Raw genomic sequence first — 15,284 nt, forward strand, 5'->3', positions numbered from 1 at the left:
TCGCCGAGCTCGATGATCTCCGCCCCGCCCGAGATCGCTTCCCAGACGGTCGCGTCGGCCTCGAGGTCGTCGCGCGACTGGTCGACGTAGGAGAGATGCACGGTGTCGCCGAACTCGATGCTGCCGTCGTCGGGTTGTTCCTGCCCGGTCAGCATCTTGAACAGCGTCGACTTGCCGGCGCCGTTGGGGCCGATCACGCCGACGATGCCGCCCGGCGGCAGCGAGAAGCTCAGGTCCTCGATCAGGAGCTTGTCGCCCATCGCCTTCTTCAGGCCCTCGACCTCGATCACCTTGGACCCGAGGCGCTCGCCGTTCGGAATGACGATCTGGGCCTTGCCGACGCGCTCGCGCTCGGACTGGCCGGCCATCTCGTTGTAGGCCGCGATACGCGCCTTGGACTTGGCCTGACGCGCCTTGGCACCCTGCCGCATCCACTCGAGTTCGCGCTCCAGCGTCTTCTGCTTGGCCTTGTCCTCGCGCGCTTCCTGGGCGAGGCGCTTGGCCTTCTGCTCGAGCCACGAGGAGTAGTTGCCCTCGTAGGGAATGCCGCGGCCGCGGTCGAGCTCGAGGATCCAGCCGGTGATGTCGTCGAGGAAGTAGCGGTCGTGGGTCACGATCAGGATCGTGCCCTTGTACTCGATCAGGTGGTTCTGCAGCCACGCGATCGTCTCGGCGTCGAGGTGGTTGGTCGGTTCGTCGAGCAGCAGCATGTCGGGCGCTTCGAGCAGCAGCTTGCACAGCGCCACGCGGCGCCGTTCACCGCCCGAGAGCGTGGTGACGTCGGCGTCGTCCGGCGGGCAGCGCAGCGCCTCCATGGCGACGTCGATCTGGGCGTCGAGATCCCACAGGTTGTTGGCGTCGATCTCGTCCTGCAGCTGCGCCATCTCGTCGGCGGTCTCGTCGCTGTAGTTCATCGCGAGTTCGTTGAAGCGGTCGAGCTTCGCCTTCTTGGCGGCCACGCCGAGCATTACGTTCTCGCGCGCGGTGAGACCGGGCTCAAGATGCGGTTCCTGCGGCAGGTAGCCGACCTTGGCGCCCTCGGCCGCCCAGGCCTCGCCGGTGAAGTCCTTGTCGATGCCGGCCATGATTCGCATCAGTGTCGACTTACCGGCGCCGTTGACGCCGACGACGCCGATCTTCACCCCGGGCAGGAAGCTCAGGCGGATGTTTTCAAAGCACTTCTTGCCGCCCGGATAGGTCTTGGACACTCCATCCATGTGGTAGACGTACTGATAGCTGGCCATGCGGTCCTCCGGTGACTGGTCGGGCGCCTGTATCGCATCGCGCGCAGGGAATGCAAAGGTCCGGAACGCGTCCTTTTCCGCGCCGCGATGCCGGGCATTCGCGACTTAATCGGATCGTAAGGGTTTGGGGGCCATGTGCTTGCAACGCGGGGCCCGCTCGAAGGGGTGCGCGCCGCCTCTGGCCGATCTCTGACGCATTGTCCCGGAACCTGACGGAGCCCGACGTGTCCACGCCCAAACGCAAGTATCGCAGCAACCGCTGGAGGCGTCTCAAGCTGAAGTGGAAGATGCCGATCATGATCGGCGTACCGTCGATCCTGCTGATGCTGCTGGTGGTGGGAATTGGCTACTACGACGCCCGTCGTGAGCTCGGGCACCAACGCGAACTGGCCTTCCGCAACCTCCTCGTGGATCGCAAGGCCGAGCTTCAGAGATGGCTTGCCCACACGGAGACGGATCTTCGCGATCTGGCGGGAAGCAGGGACATCCGCACTGCGCTGCCCCTCTTCGACCGGAACTGGGGGCTGATACAGGGCGACGCGGGCGCCCGCCTGCGCGAGGCCTACATCGACGCGAACCCCCATCCGACGGGGCAGAAGGACGATCTGGTGCAGGCCGACGACGGGTCGGGCTGGTCGCAGGTCCACGGCACCTACCACGAGGGGCTCCGCAACTTCCAACGCCAGCGGGGCTACTACGACCTATTCCTCTTCGACCTCGAGGGCAACGTCATCTACAGCGTCTTCAAGGAGCTGGATTTCGCCACCAACATGCTCGACGGCCCCTATGCCGAGACCGGGCTCGCGACGGCCTTCCGCGATGCCTCCGTGGCCGGGCCGGACGAGGTGGTCTTCACCGATTTCGACAGCTACGCCCCAAGTGCAGGCGCCGCCGCGAAGTTCGCCGCCACCCCGGTTTTCGATCGTGAGGGGCAACGGATCGGCGTCGTGGCGCTGCAGATCCCCACGGCGCAGATCGCGCGGGCGCTGGCCGAGTCCGAGCTGCTGGGCGACACCGGCATCGCCTATGCGGTGGACCATCAGGGCCGCGCCCTGAGCCCGGTGTCCGCGGGGCAGGACTATGCCGTGCTCGACCAGATGCCCGACCTTCCGCAAATCCGCGCCGCGCGCGAGGAGCGGTCCGAGACGTTCCTGAACGTGCCCGGGCTCGGGGGCCGGCCCGTGGTCGCCGTCACCACCTTCGGGCGCTTCGCAGGCACCGGCTGGGGAATCGTGGTCGAACAGGACATGGCCGAGGCGACGGCGGCGGAACGCCATCTGCTGATGGTCACGCTGGGGACGCTGGTGGTGATCATCGCGCTGGTGGCGGGCCTGTCGGTCTCTGTCGCGCGCCTGCTCACCAAGCGGATCTCGCGGCTCGCCGACAGTGTCGGCATGATGTCCGAGGGCGATTTCGAGACCATCGTGAACGAGACCAAGACCGGCGACGAACTTGGGGACATCGCGCAGGCGCTGGAACGGCTCAAGGGTGATCTGGCCAAGGGGCGCGAGGCGTCCGCGGCCCAGGAAAATGCGCAGGGGCGTCAGCGCGAGGTGGTGGAGCGGTTGAGCGGTGCCCTTGCCGATCTGGCGGCAGGCAGGCTGGTCTGCCGCATCGAGGAGCTGCTCGGCGACGACTACGAGGGGCTCCGCCGCGATTTCAACGCCACCGTCGATTCTCTCATGGATGTGGTGCAGGAGCTGGGCGAGAGCGCCCAGAGCATCGACACCGACGTGAGCGGCCTCAGCGACAATATCGACCAGCTCTCACAGCGGACCGAGAACCAGGCGGCCACGCTGGAAGAGACCGCCGCCGCGATGGAAGAGATCACCAACAACGTGAGGTTCACCTCCGAGGGCGCGAACACCATCGCCACCGCGATCAACTCGGCCCGCACCGAGGCCGAGCGTGGCGAGCGGGTGCGCGGCGACGCGATCCTCGCGATGTCGAATCTCGAGGATTCCTCCAAGCAGATCGGGCAGATCATCCGGGTCATGGAGGACATCGCCTTCCAGACCAACCTTCTGGCGCTGAATGCCGGGGTCGAGGCCGCGCGCGCCGGCGAGGTCGGGCGCGGCTTCGCCGTCGTGGCCTCCGAGGTGCGCGCGCTGGCACAGCGCTCGGCCGACAGCGCGGCCGAGATCCGGGATCTGATCCGCACCTCCAATGACAACGTGAGCAAGGGGGTGACGCTTGTCTCCGAGCTTGGCCAGTCCATGGAGACGATCCTGACCGAGGTCACCGACATCTCGGGCCAGATCAAGGATATCGCGACGGGCGCGTCTGATCAGGCCACCGGCCTCGCCGAGATCAACTCCGGCTTCTCGGTGCTCGACGAGGTGACCCAGCAGAACGCCGCGATGGTCGGCGACAGTGCCACCGCCGGGCGGGCCTTGCTGCAGAAGGCCTCCGGGTTGCGCAGCCTTGTCGCGCGCTTCGACACTGGCGAGGTGCAACCACTGCCCGCGCCACAGGCCATCGCGGCGGCATCCTCGGGCGGTGGCTGGGACATGGCACCCGGAGAGGCGCACGAGCACGCCGAGCCGGCGCCCGCCCCTCGGCGCGTGGCAGCGGGCGGAAGGGCCGATGCGGTTTGGGAGGATTTCTGAGCGCACCGTTGCCATCGGGCCCGGCGGCGACGTTCGGGCGCCAGTCCTGTGACGTGCGATGCCCGGGCGGGGGCAGTGGCGTGATCGGTCTTTACCTATTGAAACCGGGGCGCATTCCGGTGTCTTTTGGCTTCCGTTCGAACGGGAAGGGGCGCAATGCTCTGGGATGCGCATGCCGCCGGGTTCCGGCTGGCGCGGGGGCAGAAGGTTGGCTTGCTGGGGGGATCCTTCGATCCGCCCCATCAGGGACACGTGCACATCACGCTCGAGGCACTGCGGCGTTTCCGGCTCGACCGGGTGATCTGGCTGGTGAGCCCGGGCAACCCGCTCAAGGCCCATGGCCCCGCACCGCTCGAGGATCGCATGGCGGCCTGCCGGGCGATCATGCAGCACCCCCGCGTCATCATCAGCGATTTCGAACGGCTGGCCGGGACGCGGCACACCGCCCGCACTCTCGAGCTGCTGCAGCAGGCCTTCCCGGGCATCCGTTTCACCTGGCTCATGGGGGCCGACAACCTCGCGCAGCTGCACCGCTGGGAAGACTGGCGCCAGATCATGGAACGGATGCCGGTGGGCGTGCTGGCGCGGCCTGGCAGCCGCATGGCGGCGCAGGGCTCGATGGCCGCGGATGTCTACGCCCACGCACGTCTGCCGGAACGCGAGGCGTCGCGGCTTGCGCTGACGCCGCCGCCCGCGTGGTGCTTCGTGAACGTGCCGATGGTCGACCTGAGCTCGACCGAGCTTCGTCGCGCGGAGCAGGAGAAAAAGTGAACATGGCGCGCAGCGGCCCCGCTTGTCCGCGCCGGTGTGCTCGGGTTAGATCGACGCCATGACGCAACGACTTTCCAGGCGCGGATTCCTGAGCACGGCCCTTGCAGCCGGGGCATTCGCAGCCACGTCCGCGAGGGCCGAAGCGCCGCTCACCTCGCTTCGCCCGGTCGGCCGCGGCGAGGACCTGCGGCTCCGCAATCTGAAGACTCCCGAGGAGCTGATCTCGGCCTCGGGCCTGCAAGGCATCGTCGGGTTCTCGGCCTTCAACCTCGCCACCGGCGCGGTCATCGACGAGCACGACCCGGAGGTCGGGATGCCGCCCGCCAGCGTCGCCAAGGCGCTGACTGCGTCCTATGCGCTCGACACGCTCGGCCCGGCCCACCTGTTCACGACGCAGGTTCTCGCCACCGGCGGCATCACCAACGGCGTCGTGGCGGGGGACCTCGTGCTGCTCGGCGGCGGCGATCCGACGCTCGACACCGACGGGCTGGCGGAGCTGGTCGGCCAGCTTGCGCAGGCCGGCGTCACCAGCGTCACGGGGCGGTTCCTCGTCTGCGGCAGCGCGCTGCCCTTCACCCGGACCATCGACGTCGAGCAGCCGGAGCACCTTGGCTACAGCCCCTCGGTCTCGGGGCTGAACCTCAATTTCAACCGCGTGCACTTCGAGTGGAAACGCGGCGGCAGCGGCTACGAGATCAGCATGGACGCGCGGTCCGCCTCGTTGCGGCCCGCGGTGCACGTGGCCAGCATGGGCGTCGTGAGCCGCAGCATGCCGGTCTACACCTATGCTGATTCCGACGGCCGCGACGAATGGACCGTGGCGAGCGGGGCGCTCGGCAATGGCGGTGCGCGCTGGTTGCCGGTGCGCAAACCCGAGATCTACGCGGGCGAGGTCTTCCAGGCGATTGCCGCGGGCAAGGGCATCAAGCTTTCCGCGCCACAGATCGTTGACTCCGCGCCCGAGGGCGAGGTCGTCGCGCGCCATGACAGCGCGCCGTTGCAGACCGTGCTGCGCGAGATGCTGAAATACTCGACCAATCTCACCGCCGAATGCGTCGGCCTCGCGGCCACCGCGGCGCGCGACGGGCGGCCGCTGTCCGAGACGATGAGCAATTGGGCGCGCACGGATCTCGGCCTGAGCCACGTGGCGATGGTCGATCACTCCGGGCTCGGCGCCGACAGCCGGATCGCCGCGCGCGACATGGCGAGAGCCCTGCTCGAGGTCAACCGGAGGCTCGGGCTGAAGCCGCTGCTGAAGAAGTTCCCGATGCGCGATGCGCAGCGCCGCATGGTCGAGAATCACCCGATCAAGGTGCACGCGAAGACCGGCACGCTCAATTTCGTCAGCGGGCTCGCTGGCTTTGCGGATCTGCCCGACGGTACCGAGCTGGTGTTCGCGATCTTCTGCGGCGATCTCGAACGGCGCGACAAGCTGACCCTTGCGCAACGCGAGAAGCCGGACGGTGCGTCGTATTGGAACGCCCGCGCCAAGGGACTGCAGTCGAGCCTCATCGAGCGCTGGGCGGTGCTCTCGGCGAGCTGAGCTGAGGCCGTTTCGCGCGGCCTCAGTGCATCATAATCTCAGGAATCCAGAGTCCTCGGAACCCAGTGTCCCGGGCGCTCAGTCGCGCAGGTGCCGGGCCCGGGCGCCGCGCTCGATGGCGGCGGCGTGCAGGCGGTCGATATTGAGCTCGTAGCGGATCTCTTCCAGCAGGCGCAGCTCGGCCTCGCGCAGGGTGCCGTCGGCGGCGGCCACGTCGCAGGCCAGCGCATAGGCGGTCTCGTAGAGCCGCTCGGGCAGGTTGGCGCGGACCAGGCCGAAGAGCGCGTCGAGCCCGTCTTCCTGTTCGAAGAGTTCGAACACCAGCTCGGACATCACCCGGATCCGGTCGATGTCGTAATCGGCGAACACCGGCAGCAGGTTGACGGAGGATTCGATCTTGACCAGCTCCGCGGTGCGGATGTTCTGGTCGGAGGCGGAGACGGCGATCATCACCGCCACCAGACAGTCTTGCGAGGTCAGCGGATGCGGGGCGGCTTCGGTCACGGCTGCTCTTTCTTGATTTGTGTCGTTGTGGGCAATTTATTGACCCCGAACCGCGTCTGCAATAGGACGCGGTTCGCATCTGCCCCGGGCGAAACGGGGCGTTATCCCATGGAGTGTTTCGGATGTCCGATCTGCGCGAAGCCGCGATGAGCTCGAAGGCCTGGCCCTTTGAAGAGGCGCGCCGCGTCCTGAAACGCTACGAGAAGAAGGCGCCGGAGAAGGGATACGTGCTGTTTGAGACCGGTTACGGTCCGTCGGGCCTGCCGCATATCGGCACCTTCGGCGAGGTGGCGCGGACCACGATGATCCGGCGCGCCTTCGAGTTGATCTCGGACATCCCGACGCGGCTGATCTGTTTCTCGGACGACATGGACGGCATGCGCAAGGTGCCCGAGAACGTGCCGAACCAGGAGCTGCTGCAGGAAAACCTGCAGCGCCCGCTGACCAGCGTGCCCGACCCGTTCGAGGAATACGAAAGCTTCGGCCACCACAACAACGCCATGTTGCGGCGGTTCCTCGATACCTTCGGGTTCCAGTACGAGTTCTACTCGGCGACCGAGTTCTATGCCTCGGGCCAGTTCGACGAGATCCTGCTGCGCTGCGTCGAGAAGTATGACGAACTCATGGCCATCATGCTGAAGTCGCTGCGCGACGAGCGGGCCTCGACCTATTCGATCTTCCTGCCGATCCACCCCGAGACCGGCCGGGTGCTGTATGTGCCGATGAAGCACGTGGACGCCGCCAACGGCACCATCACCTTCGATGACGATGATGGTGTCGAGCACACGCTGCCGGTGACCGGCGGCAAGGTGAAGCTGCAGTGGAAGCCGGACTTCGGCGCGCGCTGGGCGGCGCTGGGCGTCGATTTCGAGATGTACGGCAAGGACCACTCGACCAACACGCCGATCTACGACGGCATCTGCCGGACGCTGGGCGTGCGTGCGCCCGAGCACTTCACCTACGAACTGTTCCTCGACGATCAGGGGCAGAAGATCTCGAAGTCCAAGGGCAACGGGCTGTCGATCGATGAGTGGCTGACCTATGCGTCGACCGAGTCGCTGTCCTACTTCATGTTCCAGAAGCCCAAGACCGCGAAGCGGCTGTGGTGGGACGTGATCCCCAAGGCGGTGGACGAGTACCACCAGCAGCTCCGCGCCTTCCCCGATCAGGACGTCAAGGCCCAGCTTGCGAACCCGGTGTGGCACATCCACGGCGGCGACGTGCCCGAGTCGAAGATGGTGGTGCCGTTCTCGATGCTGCTCAACCTCGCCTCCGCCGCGGGGGCCGAGGACAAGGACGCGATGTGGGGCTTCATCCGCCGCTACGCCCCCGAGGCGAGCCCGGAGAGCCATCCCGACATGGACGATGCCGCGGGCTTTGCGGTGCGCTACTACAACGACTTCGTGAAGCCCACGAAGTCCTTCCGCGCCCCCGACGAGACCGAGCGCGCCGCCATGGAGGACCTCGCGGCACGGCTGCGTGCCTACGATGGTCCGGCCGACGACGAGGCGCTGCAGACGCTGGTCTTCGCGGTCGGCAAGGAGCACGGCTTCGAGAACCTGCGCGACTGGTTCAAGGCGCTCTACGAGGTGCTGCTTGGCCAGAGCCAGGGGCCGCGTTTCGGCGGGTTCATCGCGCTCTACGGCGTGGACGAGACCGTTGCCCTCATTGAGCAGGGGCTCGCGGGCCAGCTCGGCTGAGCCTTTGACGCCCCACACGCCGGCGCTATCTCCTTCGCAGAGGAGGAGGTGGCGCCATGCGCAGGTTGCTATTCGGACTTATGGTCGGGCTGATGCTGGCCGCGCCCGCGGGCGCGCAGGAGGCCGACGCGATCCAGGGTGTGATCCGGGGGCAGATGGATGCCTTCCGCACCGGTGACGTCGACGCGGCATTCGAGTTCGCAAGCCCCGGCATCCAGGGGCTCTTTGGCACGGCGGACAGCTTCGGCCAGATGGTGCGCGAGGGCTACCCGATGGTGTGGCACCCGCAGAGCGTCGAGTTCGGCTCGCTGTCCCAGACCGAGGGTGCGCTCTGGCAGCGGGTCATCGTGCGCGACGGCCAGGGGATGCCCTATGCTCTCGACTACATGATGGAGCAGATCAACGGTGCCTGGCGCATCGGCGGCGTGCGCTTCGTCACGGACCCTGCGGTCTCGGCCTAGGCGGGCCTAGCGCGAGGACGCCCATTTCCACCAGTGGCGGGCCCATTCGTCCGGGAGATCCTCGGGCGTTCCCTGAAAGATCTTCGCCCCCAGCGCGCGGCTCTCGTAGGCCAGCGTGTCGCGCCGCGCGACGGCGCGCCTGCGCATGTCCTCGGCCTCGCTCGGCAGGTCCGCCTGGTCGAGCCTTTCGAGGAACACCGTCAGATCCTGATACCGACCCAGCAACTCGGACAATTCCTTGACCGCCTTGCGGTGGGGGCGGATTCCTGCGGGCCAGAAGCCCTGCAGCAGGCGGCTGTGGTACCAGTGATCCTTCACCCGCTTGCGCCAGTCGTGGAAGATCTCGGGCGTCGCGCCGGAGCCTGTGGCCTCCATGTCGCGGGCGGCGTGGCTCCAGGACCGTGAAAGGCCTGCATAGAGCACGGTCCCGGTGCCGCCCCGGACCTCCCAGTCGCGGCTGCGGGCGTGGATCTCCTTCAGGGCCAGACGCTGGGTTGCCAGCGTCTCGGACAGCTCGTCCGGCAACAGTTCCGCGTCTGTCTCGCCGCCGAGCACCTCGCGCAGCACCGCGTAGGGCGCGGGATCGGTTTCGGCCAGCAGCGCGTCGAAGGTCTTGAGCAGAACGCCCGCGTCCCGCAGCGACGAGGACAGCCGGGCGGCGTCGCGCACGGCGCGGGTCTCGTCGGCGTAGTCGTCGAAGCCCGACCGGACCAGCCGGAACAGTCCGCGCAGCTTCTTGCAGCGCTTCCGGATGTCGTGGATCGCCTCGTCCGCCTCCTCGGGTGGGCGGCCGTTCGCGGCGATGGCGCGGCCGAGCTGCTCGTCCGAGATGCGCCGCAGGGCTGTGGTCAGGGACTTGTCGGACTTCAGGATCCGGTAGGCCATTTTCTCCTCCGGGCGTTGCGCGGACAGTCCGGTCACCGTCACGGTGGCCGCAGAGCCTCTTAACACATCCTAGATATCTGCTGTCTGCGCGGGGTCAACGCGGAGCGTGTCCGCGACCCCGGGGACTGGCGCAGAATCAGAGGATCGAACGGATGAACAAGGCGGTAACCGACGGCGTGGTCTTCATGCCGACACCCTTCTCCGAGGGGCTTGGAGTCTGGTCGCGGGGCAATGGAACGGCCGGGTCCGACACCTATGCGAGCCTCGGCACGGCCGCCTTCGTCCCGTCGGATGCCGATTTCGCGGGCTGTCTCGAACTGCAGAAGACTGATGCCACGCAGCTGTTGCGCTACATGGGCGAGACCCCGATCCTCCCCGGCTGCTACCTGCGCGTGACCGCGCGGGTGAAGGCGATGTCGGGGACCATGCCCGCGGTGCGCATCGCCGGCTGGGCCGGGCGCAGCAACGACACCGAGGTGACCGGGCTCGTGACCGTGGGCCCGTCGGTGCAGCTTACGGCCTATGGCGAGGTCACCGAGGTCAGCGCCATCGTCGGCACCGGCGCACGCGGCGGCGTCGACATGGTCTGGGGGACCGAGCCCGCCTACGGGCATTTCGGGCTCGATCTGACGGGCGCCAACGGCGGCATCGTCAGGATCGACGACATCGAGATCGAGGACATCACCTCGCTCTTCCTGCGCGACATGATGAACTGGGTCGACGTCCGCGATTTCGGGGCGCTGGGGGATGGTTCCACCGACGACAGCGCGGCCTTTACCGCCGCCGATGCCGCCGCCGATGGGCGCAAGGTGCTGGTGCCGACGGGCAGCTACTATCTCGCAAGCTCGGTGACCTTCGAGAACCATGTCGAGTTCGAGGGCTCGGTCCAGATGCCGGTCGGCGCGGTGCTGTCGCTCACCAAGGATTTCGACCTCTCGACCTATATCGACGCGTTCGGCAACGACGAGGAGCTGGCGCTGAAGAAGGGACTGCAGTCGCTGCTGAACAACGCCGATCACGAGAGCTTCGACCTCTGCGGGCGCCGTGTCTCGCTCACCGGGCCGATCGACGTTCAGGCGGCGGTGGACAACCGCGACAACTACGCGCAGCGCCGGGTGCTGCGCAATGGCCAGCTCCGGGCCGAAACCTCGAACGCGTGGGGCAGTGGCAGCGTGACCTCGGTCGCGACCTATTCGGCGAGCAACAAGTCGCAGCTCACCAACGTCGCGAACGTGGCCAATATCGAGGTTGGCAGCCTTGTGACCGGCGCCGGGGTGGGGCGCGAAATCTACGTGCGCGAGGTCAACGTCGGCGCCCAGACGGTGACCCTGTCGCAGCCGCTCTCGGACGCGGTGGGCACGCAGACCTACACCTTCACGCGCTTCCGATACATGCTCGACTTCAGCGGCTTCACCCGGCTCGACAAGTTCGAGATCGAGGACATGGAGTTCCAGTGTTCCGAGCTCTGCAGCGGGCTGATGCTGCCGCCGGTGGGCACCGTGAACGTCATCCGCAACTGCGTGTTCAACCGCCCCGCCGACCGCTGCGTGACCTCGATCGGCGAGGGCTGCCAGGGCCTGCTTCTGGATCACAACCAGTTCGTCAGCGCCGAGGGCGGACTCGCGACCCAGAACCGCAGCTCGGTGGCGCTCAACACCAACGCCAACGACGTGAAGATCCGCAACAACCGCGCCTCGCAGTTCCGCCATTTCGCGGTGGTCTCGGGGGCGAACGGGGTGATCACCAACAACCACTTCTTTCAGGGCGATGACAGCGGCAACGGCACCCGCAGCGCTGGCATCGTGCTGTGCGTGAAGGCAACCAACACCACGATCTCGGGGAATTACGTCGACAATTGCTTCATCGAGTGGACCAACGAGCGCGAACCGGAGCCGGATTTTGTCTCGGGCTTCGGCTTCTCGGGTCTCTCGATCACCAACAACGTTTTCCTGTGCTCGGACGTGGCGTCGCATTTCGGCTTCATCGTGGTGAAGCCCTACGGCCAGAACAATCGGGTCAACGGGCTCAACGTCTCGGGCAACCTGTTCCGCTCGGTGGGGGGCAACATCGCGCGGGTCGACCGGGTGGACGACAGCTTCGCGCCGCTCGACCTGTCGTCGATGCGCAACGTCTACGTCTCGAGCAACACCTACCTCAACGTGGATAGCGGCTGCGCCAACCCGCTGGCGGTGAAGCACGCGCAGAACACCCACGCCACGACATGGGTGGTCGACACCGAGGACCGGCTGCCCTTCGGCGGTTACGCCATGGAGGTCGACACCCTCGTGACCCGGTCGCGGCCGCGCACGTCGGGCAACATCACCAGCCACGCGATGCCCTATACCTCGACGCGTGAAGGCGCGGCGCAGGACCAGGTTCACGTGATCTGGCCCGAGCCCATCCTGGGCGACATCACCATGACGGTGCGCATGGACAACTGACCGGGCCGGGGTCCGTGGCAGGGGCCGGTGTCCTTCGGGACGCCGGTCCCTTGCCGTTGGGACTCAGGAGCCGAGGTCGGCGGGGCCCAGGAGGAAGGCCTTGCCGAACCCGCCGTTCAGATGCGCGCCGGTGACCTCGAAGCGCAGCAGCGAGAAATCCGCGAAACCGATGTAGAGCCTGGCCTTGGGCTGAAGCAACAGGAAGTGCTCGGCCAGTGCCGCGTGCTCGGGCGCGCCGTGACGGACGAACACCGCCCGTGCCTGCAGGCTGAGGCGCGGGTGGGTGAGCGGGTCTCCCTTGGGGCCGGGCTCGCCCACCATCAGCGCGCAGGCGGGGTTGGCCTTGAGCGCGCGGGCGTGGAAGGCGAGGTCCGAGACGAGGCTCAGCGGCATTCCGTCGGGGCCCGGCACCACCGCGACGCGGCTCACCATCGGGTGGCCGGTGTCGGGATCGGTGACCGCGAGCGCGCCGAAGCGGGCGGTCTCGATCAGGTCGCGGGCAAGGGCGCGGGCGTCGTCGTCGGTGGGGCGGATGGGATCGGTCATGGCGGCACGCTAGCGCGGCTGCCGGGCGGGCGGAAGGGTCAGAAGCTGCTCCAGAACCCTAATAGCACGCCCATGGAGCTGTCGCCTGTCGCGCCCCAGGTGACGCCAAGCTCGGCCGAGAACACGTCGGTCACCGGCAGCACCACTGACGGGGCGAAGCGGGCGAAGAAGGGCTCGCCCCAGGGCTTGCCCGTCTGCACCTGCAGGATGAGCTTGCGATCCCTGGCGAGGTTCCGGCCCCAGGTCAGGTCGAGCTTGTAATCCACCCCGAGGAAGGGCGCGATGTAGTCGCTGTCGTCGACCCATGCGATCTCGGCGAAACCGTCCGCCGCCAGCCAGCCTCGCTCGAGTCCCAGCCCGAGCGACAGGCCCGGGCGGATCACCGGGTGGCCGTCGATCTTGCCGAGCCCGAGTTCCGCGGCGATCTTCAGCCCGCCCGCCTTGTCGCGCACCGGCAGCCGCAGGAAGCCGACGCTCTTGCCATTCCCCGAGACCGAGCGCCCGAGGTCGAAGCCCACGGTGATGCGGTCGGTGAGCCCGTATTCGAGGTAGAGCGTGTAATACTGGCCGGTGGGCTCGTAGGAGGTCCAGTGCTCGAGTTCCTGCGGCCAGTTCAGCCGCGCCGCCCCGCTGAGGAACACCTGCCCCTTTTCGCGGGGCCACGCACCGGCGACGGCGGCGCCGGCCAGAAGCGGCAGGAAGAGCGCGGCAAGAAGCGGTCTGGTCCACATGGCAGGGGTCCTCGCGAGGGACCAGCGTGGCGCATTTATGGTTAATCCGACGTTAACGAAGGTAAGCGGAGCCGCTGCGTTCTTGCGCACTGGACGTGGGCAAAGGAATTCCTATGCTGCGAATGCGAATGTAACCGCTTCGTGAGCGGGAATCAGGGGACGCCATGGCAGGTTCGGTAATCACCGTCGCGCAACAGAAGGGCGGCTCGGGCAAGACCACGCTATCGGCGAACCTCGCCGTGGGGTTCCGGGCAATGGGGCGCACGGTGGCGCTGGTGGACACCGATCCGCAGGGAAGCCTGGGACGCTGGTTCATGACCCGCCTCGAGCAGAACCCCGAGGCCGCCGAAGGCATCGAGTTCGCGACCTCGTCCGCCTGGGGCATCACCTATGAATGCCGCAAGCTTGCCGACCGTGTCGACGTGGTGATCGTCGACACGCCGCCCAAGGCCGACAGCGACCTGCGCCCGGCGTTGCGGGTGGCGGATCTGGTGATCGTGCCGGTCTCGATGAGCCATCTCGACCTCTGGGCCACGGAAAGCGTGCTCGATCTTGCCCGGCGCGAGAACCGCGAGGTGCTCATGGTGATGAACCGCACCCGTCCCGGCACCCGCCTGTCCGGAGAGATCGCCGGCGCCGCCCAGAAGATGGAGGCGCGCATCGCCGAGTCGCAGTTCGCCAACCGCGTGGGCTATGCCGAGGCCTTCGGCCACGGGCTCAGCGCGGCGGAGGGGCGAAAGACCCCGGCGCGTGACGAGGTCGAGGCGCTGTCCGCAGAGGTGGCGGATATCCTGGCGAACGGGTAAAGGGAACCTGTCCGCGGATGCCGCGGAAAAGGAGTGCCCGATGACCGACCTTGCCGCCCTTGCCGAGACCATCCGCCGCCACGAGGCCGCGCAGGGCCAGCCGATCTCGCGGCTGGGCTATTTCTGCGCCCCGTTCCGTCCCGCGGACGGGCCGTTCTCGGACCGGGTGATCAAGGTTTACCGCGGGCTTGGCGACGAGGCCGCGCTCGACCGGCTGGCGAAAGCGCATGACGATTACGTCGCGGCGCTGCTCGATGCCGGGGTGCCGATGCCGGCGACCGAATTCCACCTGCTGCAGACCGACGACGGCCGGGTGCCGGTGGTGGTGCAGGAGGCGCTGCCCGAATCCTCGCTGATGCGGCCGCGGATGCAGGTCGAGGACCTCGCCTCCACGCTCGAGATGATGGAGGCCGCGGGGCAGGTCATCGCGCGGTTCTGGAATGCCGCCGACCGCTTCGGTACCCGCATCGGCTTTCACCCATCGATCCGCAATTTCGCGGTGGTCGACGGGGTCGCGGTCTTCTACGACCCCTTCCCGCCGCTCATCCACTACTCGCGCGACGAGATGGGCCGGATGCTGCTGCTGTTCTCTGAAAAGCGGCTGATGCGGCTCGTCGGGCCGCTGATGCGGCGGCGGGTGACCGGCATCCAGGACGAATGGTATTCGGCCCCGGAGACGCTCGTGGGGCTCGTGGGCTCGGCCTGCCGGCTGCGGCCCGAACACGCGCGGGCCTATCTCGACTGGGGGCGCGAGTTCGCCACGCGCGAGATGCCGCGCTGGGCGGAGGAGGCGATTTCCGGGATGACCGAGACGCCGAAACTGCCGGGATACTGGACCGGGTTCCGCAAGCTTCTGGGCCTGCAGGGCGAACCCAACGTCTGAGCGGCGTCAGTCCAGTGCCAGACCTTCGACCAGGGTGGTGAAGAGCGCCTCGGGCAGGGCTGCCCGCAGGCTGTCGCGCAGGATCGGCCATTCCTCGGCATCCTGCACCGCCACCTCGCGCAGCGACATCAGCACTTCGCGCAGGCAGCGGGACAGGACG

At 67.5% G+C, this 15,284-nt stretch carries 13 protein-coding genes; 8 read left to right on the forward strand and 5 right to left on the reverse strand.

The annotated features are described in order from the left end of the window. Positions 1-1,244: energy-dependent translational throttle protein EttA (ettA, locus tag HC022_RS08505; protein WP_167452127.1), on the reverse strand; the 1,244-nt coding region annotated here is incomplete at its 3' end. A gap of 224 nt (positions 1,245-1,468) precedes the next feature. On the opposite strand from ettA, the gene HC022_RS08510 reads away from it, so the two are divergent. The 3 genes from HC022_RS08510 to dacB all read left to right on the forward strand — a co-directional run bounded on the left by HC022_RS08510 (position 1,469) and on the right by dacB (position 6,167). Then, complete coding sequence (locus HC022_RS08510; protein ID WP_167452128.1) at positions 1,469-3,853, forward strand: methyl-accepting chemotaxis protein; 2,385 nt, start codon at positions 1,469-1,471, stop codon at positions 3,851-3,853. Positions 3,854-4,009: 156 nt separating this feature from the next. Further along, entirely contained in the window at positions 4,010-4,624 is a 615-nt protein-coding gene (locus HC022_RS08515) for a nicotinate-nucleotide adenylyltransferase (RefSeq protein WP_167452129.1), read from the forward strand. A 58-nt stretch (positions 4,625-4,682) separates the two neighbouring features. Further along, a complete protein-coding gene (gene dacB / locus HC022_RS08520; protein WP_167452130.1) occupies positions 4,683-6,167 on the forward strand; it encodes a D-alanyl-D-alanine carboxypeptidase/D-alanyl-D-alanine-endopeptidase in 1,485 nt (494 codons plus the stop codon). A 78-nt stretch (positions 6,168-6,245) separates the two neighbouring features. Here the strand turns inward: dacB and HC022_RS08525 are convergent, their stop codons facing one another. Further along, positions 6,246-6,671, reverse strand: coding sequence for a tellurite resistance TerB family protein (locus HC022_RS08525; RefSeq protein ID WP_008884423.1), 426 nt, complete (start codon positions 6,669-6,671; stop codon positions 6,246-6,248). A gap of 122 nt (positions 6,672-6,793) precedes the next feature. Here HC022_RS08525 and HC022_RS08530 point away from each other — a divergent pair, with 122 nt between their 5' ends. Both HC022_RS08530 and HC022_RS08535 read left to right on the forward strand, forming a co-directional pair. Further along, positions 6,794-8,371, forward strand: a complete 1,578-nt coding sequence (locus HC022_RS08530; protein WP_167452131.1) for a lysine--tRNA ligase — start codon at positions 6,794-6,796, stop codon at positions 8,369-8,371. 56 nt (positions 8,372-8,427) lie between these two features. Then, positions 8,428-8,832: a DUF4864 domain-containing protein gene (locus tag HC022_RS08535; RefSeq protein WP_089962177.1), complete on the forward strand. Its 405-nt coding sequence runs from the start codon at positions 8,428-8,430 to the stop codon at positions 8,830-8,832. 6 nt (positions 8,833-8,838) lie between these two features. Here HC022_RS08535 and HC022_RS08540 read toward each other — a convergent pair whose 3' ends face one another. After that, positions 8,839-9,717: a CHAD domain-containing protein gene (locus tag HC022_RS08540; protein WP_167452132.1), complete on the reverse strand. Its 879-nt coding sequence runs from the start codon at positions 9,715-9,717 to the stop codon at positions 8,839-8,841. A 152-nt stretch (positions 9,718-9,869) separates the two neighbouring features. On the opposite strand from HC022_RS08540, the gene HC022_RS08545 reads away from it, so the two are divergent. Further along, complete coding sequence (locus HC022_RS08545) at positions 9,870-12,158, forward strand: glycosyl hydrolase family 28-related protein (RefSeq protein ID WP_167452133.1); 2,289 nt, start codon at positions 9,870-9,872, stop codon at positions 12,156-12,158. A gap of 63 nt (positions 12,159-12,221) precedes the next feature. Here the strand turns inward: HC022_RS08545 and HC022_RS08550 are convergent, their stop codons facing one another. Together HC022_RS08550 and HC022_RS08555 are read right to left on the reverse strand one after the other, a co-directional pair. Then, positions 12,222-12,704: a HugZ family protein gene (locus HC022_RS08550; RefSeq protein ID WP_167452134.1), complete on the reverse strand. Its 483-nt coding sequence runs from the start codon at positions 12,702-12,704 to the stop codon at positions 12,222-12,224. 38 nt (positions 12,705-12,742) lie between these two features. Continuing rightward, positions 12,743-13,435 carry a hypothetical protein gene (locus HC022_RS08555; protein WP_167452135.1) on the reverse strand — a complete coding sequence of 231 codons (693 nt, stop codon included), beginning with the start codon at positions 13,433-13,435 and terminating at the stop codon, positions 12,743-12,745. A 164-nt stretch (positions 13,436-13,599) separates the two neighbouring features. Here HC022_RS08555 and parA point away from each other — a divergent pair, with 164 nt between their 5' ends. Next, on the forward strand, positions 13,600-14,241 hold the full coding sequence (gene parA, locus HC022_RS08560; RefSeq protein WP_008883742.1) for a ParA family partition ATPase: 642 nt from the start codon (positions 13,600-13,602) through the stop codon (positions 14,239-14,241). A 40-nt stretch (positions 14,242-14,281) separates the two neighbouring features. Beyond that, positions 14,282-15,124 (forward strand): DUF6206 family protein, encoded by an 843-nt coding sequence (locus HC022_RS08565; RefSeq protein WP_167452136.1) that lies wholly within the window; start codon positions 14,282-14,284, stop codon positions 15,122-15,124. Positions 15,125-15,284: the final 160 nt, after the last annotated feature.

Source organism: Salipiger sp. HF18, assembly GCF_011806505.1.
GTDB lineage: Bacteria > Pseudomonadota > Alphaproteobacteria > Rhodobacterales > Rhodobacteraceae > Salipiger > Salipiger thiooxidans.

Excerpts from the sequence above, each read along its gene's own strand:
- HC022_RS08515 (WP_167452129.1), top strand. The coding sequence starts at position 4,010 with ATGCTCTGGGATGCGCATGCCGCCGGGTTCCGGCTGGCGCGGGGGCAG.
- dacB (WP_167452130.1), top strand. The coding sequence starts at position 4,683 with ATGACGCAACGACTTTCCAGGCGCGGATTCCTGAGCACGGCCCTTGCA.
- HC022_RS08530 (WP_167452131.1), top strand. The coding sequence starts at position 6,794 with ATGTCCGATCTGCGCGAAGCCGCGATGAGCTCGAAGGCCTGGCCCTTT.
- HC022_RS08535 (WP_089962177.1), top strand. The coding sequence starts at position 8,428 with ATGCGCAGGTTGCTATTCGGACTTATGGTCGGGCTGATGCTGGCCGCG.
- HC022_RS08540 (WP_167452132.1), bottom strand. The coding sequence starts at position 9,717 with ATGGCCTACCGGATCCTGAAGTCCGACAAGTCCCTGACCACAGCCCTG.
- HC022_RS08545 (WP_167452133.1), top strand. The coding sequence starts at position 9,870 with ATGAACAAGGCGGTAACCGACGGCGTGGTCTTCATGCCGACACCCTTC.
- HC022_RS08550 (WP_167452134.1), bottom strand. The coding sequence starts at position 12,704 with ATGACCGATCCCATCCGCCCCACCGACGACGACGCCCGCGCCCTTGCC.
- HC022_RS08555 (WP_167452135.1), bottom strand. The coding sequence starts at position 13,435 with ATGTGGACCAGACCGCTTCTTGCCGCGCTCTTCCTGCCGCTTCTGGCC.
- parA (WP_008883742.1), top strand. The coding sequence starts at position 13,600 with ATGGCAGGTTCGGTAATCACCGTCGCGCAACAGAAGGGCGGCTCGGGC.
- HC022_RS08565 (WP_167452136.1), top strand. The coding sequence starts at position 14,282 with ATGACCGACCTTGCCGCCCTTGCCGAGACCATCCGCCGCCACGAGGCC.